General features: G+C 68.9%; 16 protein-coding genes. 14 read left to right on the forward strand and 2 right to left on the reverse strand.

Annotation, left to right across the window (positions count from 1 at the left end):
* Positions 1-35 precede the first annotated feature (35 nt).
* Genes ASD43_RS10235 through ilvC form a run of 6 tightly spaced genes read left to right on the forward strand, consistent with a single transcriptional unit; the run spans position 36 to position 7,460 of the window.
* The gene (locus ASD43_RS10235) at positions 36-1,445 is read left to right on the forward strand and encodes an alpha,alpha-trehalose-phosphate synthase (UDP-forming) (protein ID WP_056416973.1); all 1,410 of its coding nucleotides are present in this window, start codon (positions 36-38) and stop codon (positions 1,443-1,445) included.
* 44 nt (positions 1,446-1,489) lie between these two features.
* Entirely contained in the window at positions 1,490-2,287 is a 798-nt protein-coding gene (otsB, locus tag ASD43_RS10240; RefSeq protein ID WP_056416975.1) for a trehalose-phosphatase, read from the forward strand.
* A 9-nt stretch (positions 2,288-2,296) separates the two neighbouring features.
* Complete coding sequence (ilvD, locus tag ASD43_RS10245) at positions 2,297-4,015, forward strand: dihydroxy-acid dehydratase (RefSeq protein ID WP_056416979.1); 1,719 nt, start codon at positions 2,297-2,299, stop codon at positions 4,013-4,015.
* Positions 4,016-4,069: 54 nt separating this feature from the next.
* Complete coding sequence (locus tag ASD43_RS10250) at positions 4,070-5,872, forward strand: acetolactate synthase large subunit (protein WP_056416982.1); 1,803 nt, start codon at positions 4,070-4,072, stop codon at positions 5,870-5,872.
* Positions 5,873-5,874: 2 nt separating this feature from the next.
* Positions 5,875-6,384, forward strand: a complete 510-nt coding sequence (gene ilvN, locus ASD43_RS10255) for an acetolactate synthase small subunit (RefSeq protein WP_045255283.1) — start codon at positions 5,875-5,877, stop codon at positions 6,382-6,384.
* Positions 6,385-6,431: 47 nt separating this feature from the next.
* A complete protein-coding gene (gene ilvC, locus ASD43_RS10260) occupies positions 6,432-7,460 on the forward strand; it encodes a ketol-acid reductoisomerase (RefSeq protein WP_045255282.1) in 1,029 nt (342 codons plus the stop codon).
* An 80-nt stretch (positions 7,461-7,540) separates the two neighbouring features.
* Here the strand turns inward: ilvC and ASD43_RS10265 are convergent, their stop codons facing one another.
* Positions 7,541-8,473 (reverse strand): hypothetical protein, encoded by a 933-nt coding sequence (locus tag ASD43_RS10265; protein ID WP_056416985.1) that lies wholly within the window; start codon positions 8,471-8,473, stop codon positions 7,541-7,543.
* A gap of 76 nt (positions 8,474-8,549) precedes the next feature.
* Between ASD43_RS10265 and ASD43_RS10270 the strand changes: the two genes are divergently transcribed.
* From ASD43_RS10270 to serA, 3 genes are all read left to right on the forward strand, one after another.
* Positions 8,550-9,071, forward strand: coding sequence for a hypothetical protein (locus ASD43_RS10270; RefSeq protein ID WP_056419456.1), 522 nt, complete (start codon positions 8,550-8,552; stop codon positions 9,069-9,071).
* The gene (locus tag ASD43_RS10275; protein ID WP_056416988.1) at positions 9,068-9,421 is read left to right on the forward strand and encodes a hypothetical protein; all 354 of its coding nucleotides are present in this window, start codon (positions 9,068-9,070) and stop codon (positions 9,419-9,421) included. The genes ASD43_RS10270 and ASD43_RS10275 overlap by 4 nt, the downstream gene beginning before the upstream one ends.
* 114 nt (positions 9,422-9,535) lie before the next feature.
* Positions 9,536-11,140, forward strand: coding sequence for a phosphoglycerate dehydrogenase (serA, locus tag ASD43_RS10280; RefSeq protein WP_045255280.1), 1,605 nt, complete (start codon positions 9,536-9,538; stop codon positions 11,138-11,140).
* A gap of 79 nt (positions 11,141-11,219) precedes the next feature.
* Here the strand turns inward: serA and ASD43_RS10285 are convergent, their stop codons facing one another.
* Positions 11,220-11,765: a TetR/AcrR family transcriptional regulator gene (locus tag ASD43_RS10285; RefSeq protein ID WP_056416991.1), complete on the reverse strand. Its 546-nt coding sequence runs from the start codon at positions 11,763-11,765 to the stop codon at positions 11,220-11,222.
* Positions 11,766-11,876: 111 nt separating this feature from the next.
* Between ASD43_RS10285 and ASD43_RS10290 the strand changes: the two genes are divergently transcribed.
* The 5 genes from ASD43_RS10290 (at position 11,877) to ASD43_RS10310 (ending at position 17,805) form a co-directional block, all read left to right on the forward strand.
* On the forward strand, positions 11,877-13,412 hold the full coding sequence (locus ASD43_RS10290; protein WP_056416994.1) for an MFS transporter: 1,536 nt from the start codon (positions 11,877-11,879) through the stop codon (positions 13,410-13,412).
* Between the two features lie 75 nt (positions 13,413-13,487).
* Positions 13,488-14,531: a 3-isopropylmalate dehydrogenase gene (locus ASD43_RS10295; protein ID WP_056416998.1), complete on the forward strand. Its 1,044-nt coding sequence runs from the start codon at positions 13,488-13,490 to the stop codon at positions 14,529-14,531.
* A gap of 60 nt (positions 14,532-14,591) precedes the next feature.
* Positions 14,592-15,692 carry a branched-chain amino acid aminotransferase gene (locus tag ASD43_RS10300; protein ID WP_056419459.1) on the forward strand — a complete coding sequence of 367 codons (1,101 nt, stop codon included), beginning with the start codon at positions 14,592-14,594 and terminating at the stop codon, positions 15,690-15,692.
* Positions 15,693-15,775: 83 nt separating this feature from the next.
* A complete protein-coding gene (locus tag ASD43_RS10305) occupies positions 15,776-16,552 on the forward strand; it encodes a fumarylacetoacetate hydrolase family protein (protein ID WP_056417002.1) in 777 nt (258 codons plus the stop codon).
* Positions 16,549-17,805 (forward strand): MFS transporter, encoded by a 1,257-nt coding sequence (locus ASD43_RS10310; protein ID WP_056417006.1) that lies wholly within the window; start codon positions 16,549-16,551, stop codon positions 17,803-17,805. Before ASD43_RS10305 ends, ASD43_RS10310 begins: the two co-directional genes overlap by 4 nt.
* Positions 17,806-17,814 lie beyond the last annotated feature (9 nt).

Here is a 17,814-nt window from a genome sequence, read left to right on the forward strand (position 1 = left end):
GAGAAGCACACCTTCCAGCGTCAGGAGATCTCGCCATGTCAGACGCAGAATTCGTCGTCGTCGCCAACCGACTGCCCGTAGACCGGGTCGTGGGCATCGACGGCGTGGAAGAGTGGCGGACGTCGCCCGGCGGACTCGTCGCGGCCCTCGAGCCGATGATGCGCACTGCGCACGGCGCGTGGGTGGGATGGCCCGGCCAGCCGGATGTGCACCTCGACCGCTTCGAGATCAACGGCATCGACCTCGTGCCCGTCGCGCTCAGCGCGGAAGAAGTGGCCGACTACTACGAGGGCTTCGCGAACGACACGATCTGGCCGCTGTACCATGATGTGATCGCGCCGCCCCAGTACCACCGCGAATGGTGGGACGCCTATGTCAAGGTCAACCGGCGCTTCGCCGAGGCCGCGGCCTCCGTGGCAGCGCCGAACGCCACGGTCTGGGTGCACGACTACCAGCTGCAGCTCGTGCCGCAGATGGTCCGCGAGCTGCGGGACGACGTGACGATCGGCTACTTCCACCACATCCCGTTCCCGGCCCACGGCCTGTACGCGCAGCTGCCGTGGCGAGACCAGGTGCTCACCGGTCTGCTGGGCGCCGACGTCATCGGCTTCCAGCGCGCGCAGGACGCGACGTACTTCCTCACCGCCGTGCGGCGGCGGCTGCGCCACGAGGTCAAGGGATCCGCGGTCGCCGTTCCCACGCCCGACGGCGGCACGCGCACCGCCCTGGCGAAGGCGTTCCCGATCTCCATCGACACCGAGCCGTACCTCGAACTCGCCGCACGCCCCGAGGTGCGGGCTCGTGCGGCCGAGATCCGCGCCAGCCTCGGCAACCCCAAGAAGATCCTGCTCGGCGTCGATCGACTCGATTACACCAAAGGCATCCGGCACCGCATCAAGGCCTACGGGGAGCTGCTCGACGACGGCATCCTGAGCGTCGAGGACATCACCTTCGTGCAGGTCGCCAGTCCGAGTCGGGAGCGGGTGGACGCCTATGTGCACCTGCGGGACGAGATCGAGCTCGCGGTGGGCCGGATCAACGGCGACCACGACACGATGGGCCACACCGCCATCCGCTACCTGCATCAGGGCTACCCGCGTGAAGAGATGGTCGCGCTGTATCTCGCCGCCGACGTCATGCTCGTGACGGCGCTGCGTGACGGCATGAACCTGGTCGCGAAGGAGTACGTCGCGACCAGGGCGGACAACCGCGGGGTGCTCGTGCTCAGCGAGTTCACCGGTGCCGCGGACGAGCTGCGTCAGGCGGTGCGGGTCAATCCGCACGATATCGCGGGCCTCAAGGACGCGATCATGACGGCGGTCGAGATGACTCCGTCGGAGCAGGGCAAGCGGATGCGGTCGCTGCGTCGGCGCGTGCTCGAGAACGACGTGAACGCCTGGTCGTCGTCGTTCCTGCGTGCGCTCGCGGAGGTCCGCGGGTCCTGACCGCGGCATCCATACTGGAGGGACCCGCCTCGATTGGAGACCCTGTGACCCGTACCTGGACCCCCGGAACCGCCGATGAGGCGCTTCGTGCGATCGCCGCGACGCCGCGACTCGTCGTCGCCCTCGATTTCGACGGCACGGCGTCACCGCTCGTCCCCGACCCGATGGCGGCACGCGCACTGCCGGAGGTGGCGGCCCAGGTCGCGCGACTCGCGGCGATGCCCGACACGATCGTCGCCTACGTCTCGGGGCGCAGCATGCACGACCTCCGTGAGATCACGGAGCACACCGACGACTCGCCCATCGCTCTCGCAGGCTCCCATGGCGCCCAGTACTGGTTCCCCGGAACGGGCGAGGCCGACGCGACGGGGCCGGACACCGCCGAGGGTGACCGCGAGGAGCTGTGGGCGGCTGCGCGGCCCATCATCGATCGTCACGAGGGCGCCGAGTTCGAGCCCAAGACGTTCGGGATGGGCGTGCACACCCGCACCGCGACCGGGGAGGTCGAGAAAGAGGTGTTCGCCGAGATCGACGCGCTCGTCGCCGAACGCTTCCCGCACTGGCGTCGACGCGCCGGACACCGTGTGCTCGAGTTCTCGTCGCGCACCGAGGGCAAGGATGCCGCGATGGCGGCCCTCCGCGAGCGGTTCGATGCGACCGGCATCCTGTTCGCCGGCGACGACGTCACCGACGAGGACGCGATGCGGGTGCTGACCGACGGAGATCTCGGCGTGCGCGTGGGCCCGGGGGACAGCGCCGCCGTGCTCCGTGTGGGGAATCCACAAGAGATGGCCCAGCTTCTGGAGGCGCTCGCGGACGAGCGCGCCTCTCGGCGGGAATAGACTTCCGTCATGTCCTCGCATGATCCCTCCAGCAGCGCGCCCATCGACATCAAGCCCCGCAGTCGTGTCGTCACCGACGGCATCGAAGCGACGACCTCCCGAGGCATGCTCCGTGCCGTCGGCATGGGAGACGCGGACTGGGACAAGCCGCAGATCGGCATCGCGTCCAGCTGGAACGAGATCACGCCCTGCAACCTGAGCCTCGACCGTCTGGCGCAGGGCGCCAAGGAAGGCGTGCACTCGGGCGGCGGCTACCCGCTGCAGTTCGGCACCATCTCCGTGTCGGACGGCATCTCGATGGGACACGAGGGGATGCACTTCTCCCTCGTGTCGCGCGAGGTCATCGCCGACTCGGTCGAGACCGTGATGATGGCCGAGCGGCTCGACGGATCCGTCCTGCTGGCCGGCTGTGACAAGTCGATCCCCGGCATGCTGATGGCCAGCGCCCGTCTGGACCTGTCGAGCGTGTTCCTGTACGCGGGATCGATCGCTCCGGGGTGGGTCAAGCTCTCCGACGGCACCGAGAAGGACGTCACGATCATCGACTCGTTCGAGGCCGTCGGCGCCTGCCGCGCCGGGCTCATGAGCGAAGAGGACCTCAAGCGCATCGAGTGCGCGATCGCCCCCGGCGAGGGCGCCTGCGGTGGCATGTACACCGCCAACACGATGGCATCCGTCGCCGAAGCGCTCGGTCTGAGCCTGCCGGGATCGGCTGCGCCGCCCGCGGCCGACCGGCGTCGCGACTACTTCGCGCACCGCTCGGGCGAAGCCGTCGTCAACCTGCTCCGCCAGGGGATCACGACCCGTGACATCCTCACCAAGGAGGCGTTCGAGAACGCGATCGCCCTCGCGATGGCACTCGGCGGCTCGACCAACGTGGTGCTGCACCTGCTCGCGATCGCCCGTGAGGCGGAGATCGACCTCTCGCTGCACGACTTCAACCGCATCGGCGACAAGGTGCCGCACGTCGCCGACATGAAGCCGTTCGGGAAGTACGTCATGAACGACGTCGACCGCCACGGCGGCATCCCGGTGATCATGAAGGCGATGCTCGACGAGGGGCTGCTGCACGGCGATGCCCTCACCGTCACCGGCAAGACTCTGGCGGAGAACCTCGCGGACCTCGACCCGCAGCCGATCGACGGCGAGGTCATCCACACCTTCGACAACCCGATCCACGCGACCGGCGGCCTGACGATCCTGCACGGCTCGCTGGCTCCTGAGGGCGCCGTCGTCAAGACCGCGGGCTTCGATGCCGCGGTCTTCGAAGGCCCCGCACGGGTCTTCGAGCGCGAGCGCGCGGCGATGGATGCCGTGGCGAACGGCGAGATCGAGGCGGGCACCGTGATCGTGATCCGTTACGAGGGTCCGAAGGGCGGACCCGGCATGCGCGAGATGCTCGCGATCACCGCGGCCATCAAGGGCGCAGGGCTCGGAAAAGATGTACTACTCTTGACTGACGGACGATTCTCAGGCGGCACAACCGGCCTGTGCATCGGCCACATAGCACCCGAAGCGGTGGACGCAGGTCCTATCGCCTTCGTGCGCGATGGTGATCTGATACGGGTCGATATCGCAGCTCGCTCTCTCGACCTACTCGTCGACGAGGCGGAGCTCGCCTCCCGCCGTTCTGGCTGGGAGCCGCTACCCCCGCGCTATACCCGTGGCGTCCTTGCCAAGTACTCGCGCCTGGTGCGGTCCGCCGCCGAAGGCGCGACGACCGGCTGATCCGCGTCGGCCTCCGGCTTCCGACGTCGCCACCAGACCATCAGAAGGAATCTCATGACTGCTGACACCGTCTCGGCTGTGCCGAGGCCCCCCGCACCCAAGTCGGCCGCGCCGGAGATCACAGGCGCCGAGGCCGTGGTCCGTACGCTCGAGCTCCTCGGCATCACCGATGTCTTCGGGCTTCCCGGCGGCGCCATCCTCCCCGTCTACGACCCGCTCATGGACGCGAAGGACCTCCGTCACATCCTCGTCCGCCACGAGCAGGGAGCCGGGCACGCCGCAGAGGGGTACGCCTCCTCCTCCGGCAAGGTCGGCGTCTGCATCGCGACCTCGGGCCCCGGGGCCACGAACCTCGTCACCGCGATCGCCGACGCGTACATGGACTCCGTGCCGTTGCTGGCCATCACCGGGCAGGTGTTCTCGACCCTCATGGGGACGGACGCCTTCCAGGAGGCGGACATCGTCGGCATCACGATGCCGGTGACCAAGCACTCCTTCCTCGTGAAGGACGCGTCCGAGATCCCCGGTGCCATCGCGGCCGCCTACGAGATCGCCTCCACGGGGCGTCCCGGACCGGTTCTGGTCGACATCACCAAGGACGCCCAGCAGGCGATCGCGCCGTTCATCTGGCCCGCCAAGATCGACCTGCCCGGCTACCGACCGGTGACCAAGGCGCACGGCAAGCAGATCCAGGCCGCGGCCGCTCTTCTCGCCGACGCCAAGAAGCCCGTGCTCTACGTGGGCGGCGGTGTGATCCGCGGCCGCGCGTCGAAGGAGCTGCTCGCGCTGGCCGAGACGACCAACGCACCGGTCGTCACGACCCTGATGGCCCGCGGCGCCTTCCCGGACTCCCACCAGCAGCACCTCGGCATGCCGGGAATGCACGGCACGGTCCCGGCCGTGCTGGCGCTGCAGGAAGCAGACCTCATCGTGTCGCTCGGCGCGCGGTTCGACGACCGCGTGACGGGCAAGGCCGCGCTGTTCGCACCGAACGCGAAGGTCGTGCACGTCGACATCGACCCCGCCGAGATCTCGAAGATCCGCATGGCCGACGTCCCGATCGTGGGCGACGTCCGCGACGTGATGGTCGACCTCGAGTCCGCCTTCCGCACCGCGACGAGCACGACGACTCCCGACACCGAGGAGTGGTGGTCGTACCTCGACGGGCTGCGCACCGAGTTCCCGCTCGGGTATGCGCCGACCACCGACGGTCTGCTGGCACCCCAGCACGTGATCCAGCGCATCGGAGAGCTCACGGGGCCCGAGGGGATCTACGCGGCCGGCGTCGGTCAGCACCAGATGTGGGCGGCCCAGTTCATCAAGTACGAGCGCCCCAACTCCTGGCTGAACTCCGGGGGAGCGGGCACGATGGGCTACTCGGTTCCCGCGGCCATGGGCGCCAAGGTCGCCGAGCCCCACCGCACGGTGTGGGCGATCGACGGCGACGGATGCTTCCAGATGACCAATCAGGAACTCGCGACCTGCGCGATCAACAACATCCCGATCAAGGTCGCGATCATCAACAACTCCTCGCTGGGCATGGTGCGCCAGTGGCAGACGCTGTTCTACGACGGCCGTCACTCGAACACCGATCTGAACACGGGCCACGGCACCGTGCGCATCCCCGACTTCGTGAAGCTGGCCGAGGCCTACGGCTGCCTCGCGATCCGGGTGGAGAAGGAGGAGGAGGTGGACGCCGCGATCACGCTCGCCCTCGAGACGAACGATCGTCCGGTGGTCATCGACTTCGTGGTCAGCGCCGACTCCATGGTGTGGCCGATGGTTCCGCAGGGCGTCAGCAACAGCTACGTCCAGTACGCCCGCGAGCACGCGCCCGCCTTCGACGAGGAGGACTGACCATGTCGACTCACGTGCTGAGCCTCCTCGTGGAGAACACCCCGGGTCTGCTGACCCGTGTCGCAGGGCTCTTCGCCCGTCGCGGCTTCAACATCGACTCGCTCGCGGTGGGCGTCACCGAGGTGCCCGGCATCTCGCGCATCACGGTGGTCGTCGACCTCGATGAGCTGCCCCTCGAGCAGGTGACCAAGCAGCTCAACAAGCTGATCAACGTCATCAAGATCGTCGAGCTCGACTTCCCGACGTCCGTGCAGCGCGAGCACATGCTCGTCAAGGTGCGCACCGACAACGCGACGCGGTCGAACGTCATCGAGGTGGCGAACCTGTTCCGCGCCTCCGTCGTGGACTACGCATCCGATGCGCTCGTGATCGAGGTCACCGGCGATCGGGGCAAGGTCGATGCGCTGCTGCGGGCCCTCGAGCCTTTCGGCATCAAGGAGATCGCCCAGTCGGGGCTCCTCGCGATCGGTCGCGGCGGCAAGAGCATCACCGAGCGCGTCCTGCGCGGCTGATCAGACATCACACACGTACACGAACACCCAATCAAGGAGAGAAACCAGTGAGCACCGAGATCTTCTACGACGCAGACGCCGATCTGTCGATCATCCAGGGCAAGAAGGTCGCGATCGTCGGCTACGGCTCGCAGGGTCACGCGCACGCGCAGAACCTTCGCGACTCGGGCGTCGAGGTCGCGATCGCCCTCAAGGAGGGCTCGAAGTCGGCGCCGAAGGCGGAGGAGGCCGGTTTCGCGGTCAAGACCGTCGCGGAGGCGACCCAGTGGGCCGACCTCATCATGATCCTCGCGCCCGACCAGCACCAGCGCACGATCTACAGCGAGTCGATCGCCCCGAACCTGGCCGAGGGCAAGACCCTCGCGTTCGCGCACGGATTCAACATCCGCTTCGGCTACATCGACGCCCCCGAGGGCGTCGACGTGATCCTCGTCGCTCCGAAGGCTCCCGGCCACACGGTTCGTCGCGAGTTCGTCGCCGGCCGTGGCATCCCCGACATCATCGCGGTCGAGCGCGACGCCTCGGGCAACGCCTGGGCGACCGCGCTGTCGTACGCGAAGGCGATCGGCGGCACCCGTGCGGGTGTCATCAAGACCACCTTCACCGAAGAGACCGAGACCGACCTGTTCGGCGAGCAGGCCGTGCTGTGCGGTGGCGTCAGCCACCTCGTGCAGGCCGGCTTCGAGACGCTGACCGAGGCGGGCTACCAGCCGCAGATCGCGTACTTCGAGGTGCTGCACGAGCTGAAGCTCATCGTCGACCTCATGTGGGAGGGCGGCATCGCCAAGCAGCGCTGGTCGGTCTCCGACACGGCCGAGTACGGCGACTACGTCTCCGGTCCGCGCGTCGTCACCCCCGAGGTCAAGGAGTCGATGAAGGCGATCCTCGCCGACATCCAGAACGGCGCCTTCGCCAAGCGCTTCATCGACGACCAGGACAACGGCGCGGAGGAGTTCCTCGCGCTGCGTGCCAAGGAGGAGACGCACCCCATCGAGGCCACCGGCAAGGAGCTCCGCTCGCTCTTCGCCTGGAAGCAGCAGGATGAGGATTACGTCGACGGCAGCGCCGCACGCTGATCCGACGACTCACGCACGACAGAACGGGCATCCCTTCGGGGGTGCCCGTTCTGTCGTCCGCACGACCGCGTCCGGCGGTGCTACTCGGCCGGAGCGTCGTCGATCACGGGAGGCGCGTCTTCCCCGTTCGTCCACACGGGCGCCGGGAGGACGGTGTCCACCGCCCCGCCCTGGATCTCGCGCAGTGCATCTTCGATCTCGTCGGCGTTCTGCGGCACGGCGAGTCCGCAGGCCTTCAGCTCGGAGGCGAATTTGAGCGTCAGGCGGATCTTGCCCGCCTCCACCGCCTGCGCGGTCGTTCCGGTGCGCTTCTCGCTTCCGGTCTGGATGTCGGAGACGCTGTCGCACACGTGGTAGACCGATCCGCCGTCGACCCAGACCACCTCGTCCTCGCCGAGCAGCTGGATCACCGCCGACTGATCGGCCGTGTACTTCTCGACCGACGGCGGCGAGAAGTCGACGCCGATCACCGCGGCGATCACGGCGAGCACGATGCCGACGATGCCTGCCGTGGCCTTCTGGCCCTTGTCCATGTCCTTGTTCAGGAAGATGAGGATGATCAGCGGCAGGAAGGCGATGATCGCGATGATCGCGCCGAGCTGGTTCTGCACGAAGAACCGCAGGGTCTCCGCCCGACGCGCAGGGTCGAGGCGGTTCGCCTTCTTCCAGAGGATCGAGCCGGTGATCGCGAGTGCGGCGATCACGACGAGCAGCACGAGGAGTGCGATGAAGGCCCACTGCGGGAACTGCGCGGTGGCGCCCTGCGCCTCGAGGAGTCCCGTGTCGGGATCGCGCACGAGAGTCCCGTCGGCACCGACGAACTCGCGCTGACGCAGGAGCCAGAAGATGGCCACCGCTTCCGCCGCGATCGCGAGAACCCAGACGGCGACGGCGATCCAGCGGTAGGTGGTCGCCGTCGACCGCGCCGCGGCGGTCGGCATCCATCCGGCGGACGGATCCCGGACCTGGTCGGTCGGGTCCGACGACTCGTCACTCTTGCTCTGCTCGGCCACGGTGATCCCTCCGGACGCGGGCCCCGGTGGCCCGGATGCCCTGAGCATAGTGGACGACGTGTTCTACGCTGGGGGCATGAATTCCGATTCCGACGATGCGCTGAGCTGGGATGGCGATGAGGGCAGTGCTCGTGGGGAGCCTGTTCGGAAGAAGCCCGCGCGGACGCCCTCGGGGTCTGCTGCGACTGCGTCGAGCGAGCGCCCCGCCGACGACCCCACCTTGCCCGAGGGATGGAATGCCGTCGGCAGGGGGAGCGCCGACGTCGGGCGCCCCCAGAACGAGGACGAAGACGAGCGTCCAGCGCTCAGCACGGGGATGCTCCTGACTCTCGGAGTCATCGGCGGCGTCTACCTGCTCTACAGCATCGGATGGGTCGTGGGCGGCATGAGGCTCAAGCCTCTCGCCAATCTGATCGTCGCCGATGCCATGTACGTGCCGTGGTTCGTGCTCGCCGTCGCCGCCCCCGCGCTGTGGTTCCTCGCCGTGTGGGTGCTGACCCGCGCGAGGGCAGGCTGGATCCGCGTCGCGCTCCTGCTCCTCGGGGTCGTGCTTCTCGTGCCCTGGCCCTTCGTGACCGTGGGGGTGATCGGATCATGACCGCGCAGCAGATCGACGCGCCGCGTTCCTCGCCGTCGCCGAAGTGGCTCAGCGCTCTCGTGCTGGGACTGGCGGGCCTCTTCTACGCCTACGCGATCTGGAACGCCGTGGCGCATCTCGTCTCGATGGCGCAGAGCGGACTCACCGGCGTCGGCTGGCTGACGCTGGGCTTCGGAGTGGTCTTCCCGGCGCTCGTGTTCGTGTTCGCCTACGTGATCGGCAGGCGCCGCCGCGCCGCAGAGCTCGGTCTCGTCCTGCTCGCGGGTCTGGGCGTGGTGGCGGTGTTCTGGCTGAGCCTGATCGGCTACAGCATCCTCAACATGTCGGATCTGGTGACGGTCGCCCCCTGACCGCCCCCGTCATACGGCACGGAGCAGCCGGAGCCCTCGGGTACAGTTGACGTGATCGCGCCCCCATGGTGTGCGGCGCATCGGCCCCCTGTCGCGCTGCCCCGAAGGATCCCTGTGCCGAAGCCCGTCGTGCTCATCGCCGAAGTTCTCTCTCCTGCCACCATCGAGGCCCTCGGTCCCGACTTCGACGTGCGCAACGTCGACGGCACCGACCGCGAGGCGCTGTTCGCCGCGCTCGCCGACGCCCATGCCGTGCTCATCCGGTCGGCGACGCAGATCGACGAGGAGGCGCTGACCCATGCGCCGAACCTCAAGGTCGTCGCCCGCGCGGGTGTCGGCCTCGACAACGTCGACATCAAGGCCGCGACAACCGCGGGCGTCATGGTGGTCAACGCCCCGACCTCCAACATCGTCTCGGCCGCCGAGCTCACCGTGGGACACATCCTCAGCCTCGCCCGCCGCATCCCTGCCGCGCACGCGTCGCTCGCGGCCGGCGACTGGAAGCGCAGCTCCTTCACGGGCGCCGAGCTCTTCGAGAAGACCGTCGGCATCGTCGGCCTCGGTCGCATCGGCGCTCTCGTCGCGGCCCGTCTCGCCGCGTTCGACATGCGTGTCGTCGCCTATGACCCCTACGTCACGTCGGCGCGCGCGCAGCAGCTGGGCGTCCAGCTGCTGTCGCTCGACGAGCTCGTCGCCGAGTCCGACTTCCTGACGATCCACATGCCGAAGACCCCCGAGACCACCGGCATGATCGGTGCCGAGCAGTTCGCAGCCATGAAGCCGACCGCGTTCGTCGTCAACGTCGCTCGCGGCGGGCTGATCGATGAGGAGGCGCTGCACGCAGCCCTCGTCGCGGGCGAGATCGCCGGCGCGGGTCTCGACGTGTTCACCTCCGAGCCCCCGGCCGAGGGCGGCACGGCGCGTCCGCTGCTCGACCTGCCGAACGTGGTCGTCACTCCGCACCTCGGAGCCAGCACGGAGGAGGCACAGGAGAAGGCCGGCGTGTCCGTCGCCCGCTCGGTGCGTCTGGCCCTGGGCGGCGACCTCGTGCCGGATGCCGTCAACGTCGCCGGCGGCGTGATCGACCCCTACGTCCGCCCCGGCATCTCGCTCGTCGAGAAGCTCGGACAGATCTTCGCCGCCCTCTCGACCTCGCCGCTCACGAGCCTCGACGTCGAGGTGCACGGCGAGCTGAACGAGTATGACGTCAGCGTGCTCAAGCTCGCGGCCCTCAAGGGCGTCTTCACGAACATCGTGAGCGAGACGGTCTCATACGTCAACGCGCCTCTGCTCGCCGAGCAGCGCGGCATCGCCGTGCGTCTGCTGAAGGACGACGTGAGCGACGAGTACCGCAACGTGATCACCCTCAGCGGAGCGCTGTCTGACGGGTCGCAGCTCTCGGTCTCCGGCACCCTGACAGGTCCGAAGCAGTCCGAGAAGCTGGTCGCCATCAACGACCACGCGCTCGAGCTGCCGATCGAGAAGCACCACGTCGTGATGCTCTACACCGATCGTCCGGGAATCGTCGCCGTGTACGGGCAGAAGTTCGGTGAGGCCGGCATCAACATCGCCGGCATGCAGATCTCGCGCCTCGGTGCGGGAGACCAGGCGCTCAGCGTCCTCACGCTGGATTCGCCCGTCTCAGACGAGCTGCTCGACGACGTGCGCGACTCGATCGACGCCGACCTGTTCCGTCAGATCGAGATCACCGAGGTCTGAGCGGGGGAGTCCCTGCATCAGCGGAGCGGGAGGGCGGCCGAGAGGCGGCCTTCCCGCTCTCTGCGTGTGAGGCCGTGCGTCAGGGTGCCGTCGCGCGCAGCACGAGCGCGATCAGGTCGGAGAGCTCGTCGCTGCGGGGGACCAGTCGTTCCGGTCCGTGCACGTCGAGCGAGTTGTTGAAGTAGAGGCCGTCGCTCAGCAGCATGACGAGGTCGAGGCTCGCCGCATCCCGCACATGGGGACGGATGGTGTCCTCCCATCGGTCGCGATTCCTGCGCAGCGCGTCGGCGGCCGGGGCCGAGCCGCCCTGGGCGAGCCTGGTCGCGGCGATCAGGGCGCGATCCAGTGCGTCGTCCTCCATCACGGACGTGCGCACGTAGTACGCGACGGGTCCCTCTTCGGCTGTCGTCATCCGCTCGAGGTCGGTGGTGGTGAGGGCGTCGAGTCGCTCCAGCAGGCCTGCGGCCAGATCGTCCTTCGAGGCGAAATGGTAGAGCAGGCCACCCTTCGAGACCCCGGCGGCGCGGGCGGTGGCCTCGAGCGTCGCGGCGCGTTCGCCGTCTTCGATCACGATCGACTCGAATGCGTCCAGCACACGTTCGCGGGCCAGGGGCGGTCGGGGCATGGGGGTCCTCTGTTCGTCGTCCTTCACCGTAACGCGTGGAGATGACGATTCTGTTACTATACCATCTGGACGGTTTAGTAATCAGGCCGTCACGTTCCTGAGAGGTGTTCCATGTCCCGCACTGCGTCGATCCCGATGACAGAGACGGATGCCCCCCGCGTCGGGGCCCGCGGCTGGGCCGCGCTCGTAGTCCTGATGCTGCCTGTGCTCCTCGTGTCGGTCGACAACACGGTGCTGAGCTTCGCGCTGCCCGAGATCTCGATCGCGCTCGCCCCCACCGGCGCAGAGCAGCTGTGGATCATCGACGTGTACCCGCTCGTCCTCGCGGGGCTCCTCGTCACGATGGGCACGCTGGGGGACCGCTTCGGTCGCCGCAGGATGCTCCTCATCGGCGCCACCGGTTTCGCTGCCGTGTCGGCGCTGGCGGCCTTCGCCCCGACAGCCGGGCTGCTGATCGCGGCCCGCGCGCTGCTCGGCCTCTTCGGCGCCATGCTCATGCCGTCGACGCTGTCGCTGCTGCGGTCGATCTTCCGCAACCGCGACCAGCGGCGACTGGCGATCGCGGTCTGGGCCTCGGCGTTCTCGGCGGGATCGGCCCTCGGCCCGATCGTCGGGGGTTTCCTGCTCGAGCACTTCGACTGGGGCTCCGTGTTCCTCATCGCCGTGCCGGTGCTCATCCCGCTGCTCGTCACCGCTCCGCTGCTGGTGCCCGAGAGCCGTGACCCGAACCCCGGCCGCATCGACCTCGTCAGCATCGTGCTGTCGATGGCCGCGATGATCCCGATCGTCTACGCGATCAAGTCGCTGGCGGTCGACGGTCCCAGCCTCACCGCGGGCGCCTGGGCGCTGCTCGGAGTCGTGATGGGCTACCTCTTCGTGCGGCGTCAGCTCTCCGCCGACGTGCCGATGCTCGACATGGCCCTCTTCCGTCGCGGGTCGTTCTCCGGAGCGATCCTCGTGAACCTGCTGAGCGTGGTCGCGCTGGTCGGCTTCCTGTACTTCGTGTCGCAGCATCTGCAGCTCGTGCTCGGTCTCTCCCCGATGACCGCGGGTGCCGCGCTCGTGCCCGGAATGCTGGCGATGATCGTGGCGGGCCTCTCGGTGGTGCCGATCTCGCGGCGGGTCCGCCCGCACATCCTCGTGCCGGTGGGGCTCGTGTTCTCGCTGGCCGGATACCTGCTGGTGGCGTTCACGACCTCCGATCACGGCGTCGCGCCGTTGATCATCGCTTTCGTCGTGCTGGGCATCGGGATCGGCGGCGCGGAGACGATCTCGAACGAGCTCATCCTCTCCAGCGCCCCGGCCGAGAAGGCGGGCGCCGCGAGCGCGGTGTCCGAGACGGCCTACGAGCTCGGCGCGGTCCTCGGTACCGCGGTGCTGGGCGGTCTTATCACCGCGTTCTACCGCGGAGCGCTCGTCGTGCCCGCGGGCGTGCCCGCCGACGCCGCGCGCGCCGCCGAGGAGACACTGGCCGGGGCGTACACCGCCGCGCAGGGACTTCCCGATGCTCTCGGGACGGCACTGTGGGAGGCGGCATCCGCGGCGTTCGGCTCCGGAGTGATGGTGACCTCGCTGATCGGTGCCGGCCTGGTCGTGCTGGCCGGCGCGATCGCGGCCGTCACACTGCGCAAGGCCCCCACGCACTGACCAGTACGCTGGGAGGACCGGCCCGCTCGGCATCCGTCCGCGCGCGAGCCGGTCCATCCCGGTGCAAGGAGAGTCATGTCGCGTGTCGTGAAGCTGGCGGTCATCCCCGGCGACGGAATCGGCCCCGAGGTCGTCGCCGAGGCCGAGAAGGTGCTCGACGCGGTGACCGCGTCGTCGGAGGTCACCTTCGACAAGACCCGCTTCTCGCTGGGCGCTGCCCGCTATCTCGAGACGGGCGACACCCTGACGGACGACGACCTGCAGGCGATCGCCGGTCATGACGCGATCCTGCTCGGCGCGGTGGGCGGCACGCCAGGCGACCCGCGCCTCAAGGACGCGAACATCGAGCGCGGACTGCTCCTGAAGCTCCGTTTCACACTCGACCACTACGTGAACCTGCGTCCCTCGAAGCTGTTCGCGGGCGCGCCGGGACCGCTGTCGAACCCCGGCGAGATCGACTTCGTCGTGGTCCGCGAAGGCACCGAGGGGCCCTACGTCGGCAACGGCGGGGCGATCCGCACGGGCACACCGCACGAGGTGGCGAACGAGACCTCCGTCAACACGGCCTTCGGGGTCGAGCGGGTCGTCCGCTACGCGTTCGACCTCGCCGAGCGTCGCGGAAAGAAGGTCACGCTCGTGCACAAGACCAACGTGCTGGTGCACGCCGGGGCGATCTGGCAGCGCATCGTGAACGAGGTCGCCGCCGCGCACCCCGACGTCACGGTCGACTATCTGCACGTGGATGCCGCGACCATCTTCCTCGTCACCGACCCCTCGCGTTTCGACGTCATCGTGACCGACAACCTGTTCGGGGACATCCTCACCGATCTCGCCGGCGCGGTCACCGGGGGGATCGGTCTCGCGGCCTCCGGGAACATCAACCCGGACGGTGCGTTCCCGTCGATGTTCGAACCGGTGCACGGCTCCGCCCCCGACATCGCCGGTCAGCAGAAGGCGGATCCCACCGCGGCGATCCTGTCGGTGGCCCTGCTGCTCGACCATCTCGGCCTCACCGCCGAGGCGGCGCGGGTGAGCGCCGCCGTCGAGACGGACATCGCCACCCGCACGGGTGCGCGCACCACGGCGGACGTCGGCTCCGCGATCACCGCACTGCTCTGAACGACGGGCGTAGGCTGGACCCGCGCGAGGTTGCGCGCCGCACGAGGAATGGATGACGAGATGACGACCATCGATGCCGAGACCGCCACGACTCCGCTGGAGTTCCTGGTCAGGAAGAATCTGAGCGCGGCCACGCCCGCACGCGTCGCCGAGGTCCACGAGGACCCGGGCTTCGGCGTGGTGTTCACCGATCACATGGTCGACATCTGCTGGTCGGTCAAGGGCGGGTGGCATCGTCCGCGCGTGCAGCCGTACGGCCCGATCCCGCTCGACCCCGCAGCCTCCGTGCTGCACTACGGTCAGGAGATCTTCGAGGGCATCAAGGCCTACCGTCACGAGGACGGCTCGATCCACACCTTCCGCCCCGACCGCAACGCCGCACGTCTGCAGGCCAGTGCGCGTCGGCTGGCACTGCCCGAACTGCCCACCGAGTACTTCATCCAGTCGCTCCGCGAGCTCGTCGCGGTGGATGGCCGATGGGTGCCCTCCGGAGCCGACCAGAGCCTCTACCTGCGTCCGTTCATGTTCGCCAAGGAGGCCTTCCTCGGTGTCCGCGCCGCGCAGAAGGTCGCGTACTACGTGATCGCGAGCCCGGCGGGCGCGTACTTCAGCGGCGGCGTGAAGCCCGTGCGCATCTGGCTCTCCGAGGACTACGCCCGGGCAGGCAAGGGCGGCACCGGCAAGGCCAAGACCGGGGGCAACTACGCCTCCAGCCTGCTCGCGCAGAGCGAGGCCAGCGCGAAGGGCTGCGACCAGGTCGTGTTCCTCGACGAGAAGCGCAACGTCGAGGAGCTCGGCGGCATGAACGTGGTGTTCGTGTTCAAGGACGGCCGCATCGTGACCCCCGAGTCCGACAGCATCCTCGACGGGATCACGCGCGATTCCCTGCTGCAGCTCGCCGAGGACCGCGGCTACACGGTCGAGAGACGACCCATCTCGATCGACGAGTGGCGCGAAGGCGTCGCTTCCGGCGACATCGTCGAGGTCTTCGCGTGCGGCACCGCCGCCGTCGTGACGCCGATCGGCGCGCTGGTCGGCGAGGGCTTCGACGAGCCGCAGCCGCTCGGCGAGCTCGCGCTGTCGCTTCGCGAGGAGCTCACCGACATCCAGTACGGTCGCCGCGACGACACCCACGGCTGGCTTCTGCGTCTGGACGCCTGACTTCCGCATCATCCCCGAGACCCCGCCGTGCCCCACGCGCACGGCGGGGTCTCGTCGTCCGTGCGGCTGGCTAGGCTGGTCATATGAAGATCGCCCGTTTCAGCCACGACGACGCCATCCTGTTCGGGATCGTCGACGACACCGACCTCGTCGTCCTCTCGGGCGACCCCCTCTTCGCCGGGTACGAGCCCACGGGAGACCGCGTGCCGATCGCGGATGCGGTGATCCTCGCCCCGGTGATCCCTCGCTCGAAGATCGTGTGCGTCGGCAAGAACTACCATGACCACGCGGCCGAGATGGGCGGAGAGGCTCCCGAGGAGCCGCTGCTCTTCCTCAAGCCGAACACGTCCGTGATCGGACCGGGAGACGCCATCGTGCGCCCGGCGATCTCGGAGCAGACCGAGTACGAGGGCGAGCTCGCGGTGGTGATCGGCAAGGTCGCGAAGAACGTCAGCCAGGCCGATGCGCTCGACCATGTGCTGGGCTACACGATCGCGAACGACGTCACCGCCCGCGACCTGCAGCGCAAGGACGGCCAGTGGGCGCGTGCGAAGGGCTTCGACACGTTCTGCCCGCTCGGGCCGACCATCAGCACCGACTTCGACCCGGCCGAGGCGACGATCGAGACCCGCGTCAACGGCGAGGTGCGTCAGAAGGCGCCGCTGTCGGACATGATCCACTCCGTCGAGGCGATCATCGAGCACGCGTCGGCGGTGTTCACCCTGCTGCCCGGCGACGTCATCCTCACCGGCACGCCCGCCGGTGTCGGCGAGTTCGGCGCGGGGGACACCGTCGAGGTCGAGATCACCGGACTGGGGATCCTGCGCAACACCGTGCGCGACGCCGCACGCGCGTCATGACCGATGCCGCTCTGACCGTGGCCGAGCAGGCCGCGGTCCAGCGGCGTACGGTCCTCGTCCTGTCGATCGGGCAGGTGCTCGGGGGGATCGCGTTCGGTGCGACGGTCTCGCTCGGCGCACTGCTCGCGGCCGACCTGTCCGGCGACGACGCGCTGTCGGGCCTCGCGACGGCATCCGTCACCCTGGGGGCTGCACTGTGCGCGATCCCGCTCGCCCGGTTGGCGGCGCGGGTCGGGCGTCGTCGGGCGCTCACTCTCGGCAACATGTTCGCCCTCGTCGGCATCGCCGTGGTGATCCTGGCCGCATCGCTGCGGGTCTTCCCTCTGCTGCTCGTCGGCATCCTCATGATCGGCGCCGGCAACGCCGGCAACCTGCAGTCCCGCTTCGCCGCCACCGACCTCGCGGCAGCGAAGCACCGCGGGCGTGATCTCTCGATCGTCGTGTGGGCGACTACCATCGGCGGTGTGGCGGGCCCGCTTCTGCTCGGCCCCGGCGAGATCGTCGGCGAGGCGATCGGCATGCCGCCGCAGACCGGCTCGTACGCCTTCTCCTTCGTCGCGCAGTGCGCCGCGCTCGTGCTCTATCTCGTCGCGCTGCGTCCGGATCCGCTGCTGTCCGCGCAGCGACTCGCCACGGCGGCCGTCGCGGCGACCGGTGTGGCCGTCGCCGATCGCCCCGTGGTCGCTCGCTATGCGATCTTCGCCGTCGCGGGCTCGCACGTGGTGATGGCCTCGGTGATGGCGATGACGCCGGTGCACCTCGCCCACATGGCCCATGGTGCGCACGGCATGGCTCCCACGCCGGCCGATGTCTCGGCGCTGGTCGGGATCACCATCGCCCTGCACGTGGGCGGGATGTACGCGCTGTCGCCGCTGTTCGGCATCCTCGCCGACCGGTGGGGGCGACTGCGCGTGGTGCTGCTCGGCCAGCTGCTGCTCGGCGGGGCTCTCGCCTTCGCGGTGCTCGTGAACGATCAGGAGTGGGGCGTGATGGTAGCGCTGATCCTCCTGGGACTCGGGTGGAGCGCGGCGACGGTCGCGGGAGCGGCGCTGCTCACCGAGTCGAGTGCGCCCGAGGTCCGCACGCGACGGCAGGGGCGCAGCGATTCCCTGATGAGCCTGTCGGCGGCAGCAGGTGCCGTGCTCGCCGGGGTCGTGCTCTCGAACTTCCAGTACGCGGGACTGGGCATCGCCGCATCGGTGATCGTCCTGGCCATCGTCGTGCTCTCGCCGCTCGGACGCGCGAAACGGTGAAGGGCGTGG

Source organism: Microbacterium sp. Root553 (genome assembly GCF_001426995.1).
GTDB lineage: Bacteria > Actinomycetota > Actinomycetes > Actinomycetales > Microbacteriaceae > Microbacterium.

What these genes read in the sequence shown, in the direction of transcription:
- ASD43_RS10235 (WP_056416973.1), top strand. Translation starts at nt 36, where the DNA reads ATGTCAGACGCAGAATTCGTCGTCGTCGCCAACCGACTGCCCGTAGAC.
- ilvD (WP_056416979.1), top strand. Translation starts at nt 2,297, where the DNA reads ATGTCCTCGCATGATCCCTCCAGCAGCGCGCCCATCGACATCAAGCCC.
- ASD43_RS10250 (WP_056416982.1), top strand. Translation starts at nt 4,070, where the DNA reads ATGACTGCTGACACCGTCTCGGCTGTGCCGAGGCCCCCCGCACCCAAG.
- ilvN (WP_045255283.1), top strand. Translation starts at nt 5,875, where the DNA reads ATGTCGACTCACGTGCTGAGCCTCCTCGTGGAGAACACCCCGGGTCTG.
- ASD43_RS10270 (WP_056419456.1), top strand. Translation starts at nt 8,550, where the DNA reads ATGAATTCCGATTCCGACGATGCGCTGAGCTGGGATGGCGATGAGGGC.
- ASD43_RS10275 (WP_056416988.1), top strand. Translation starts at nt 9,068, where the DNA reads ATGACCGCGCAGCAGATCGACGCGCCGCGTTCCTCGCCGTCGCCGAAG.
- ASD43_RS10285 (WP_056416991.1), bottom strand. Translation starts at nt 11,765, where the DNA reads ATGCCCCGACCGCCCCTGGCCCGCGAACGTGTGCTGGACGCATTCGAG.
- ASD43_RS10290 (WP_056416994.1), top strand. Translation starts at nt 11,877, where the DNA reads ATGTCCCGCACTGCGTCGATCCCGATGACAGAGACGGATGCCCCCCGC.
- ASD43_RS10295 (WP_056416998.1), top strand. Translation starts at nt 13,488, where the DNA reads ATGTCGCGTGTCGTGAAGCTGGCGGTCATCCCCGGCGACGGAATCGGC.
- ASD43_RS10300 (WP_056419459.1), top strand. Translation starts at nt 14,592, where the DNA reads ATGACGACCATCGATGCCGAGACCGCCACGACTCCGCTGGAGTTCCTG.
- ASD43_RS10305 (WP_056417002.1), top strand. Translation starts at nt 15,776, where the DNA reads ATGAAGATCGCCCGTTTCAGCCACGACGACGCCATCCTGTTCGGGATC.
- ASD43_RS10310 (WP_056417006.1), top strand. Translation starts at nt 16,549, where the DNA reads ATGACCGATGCCGCTCTGACCGTGGCCGAGCAGGCCGCGGTCCAGCGG.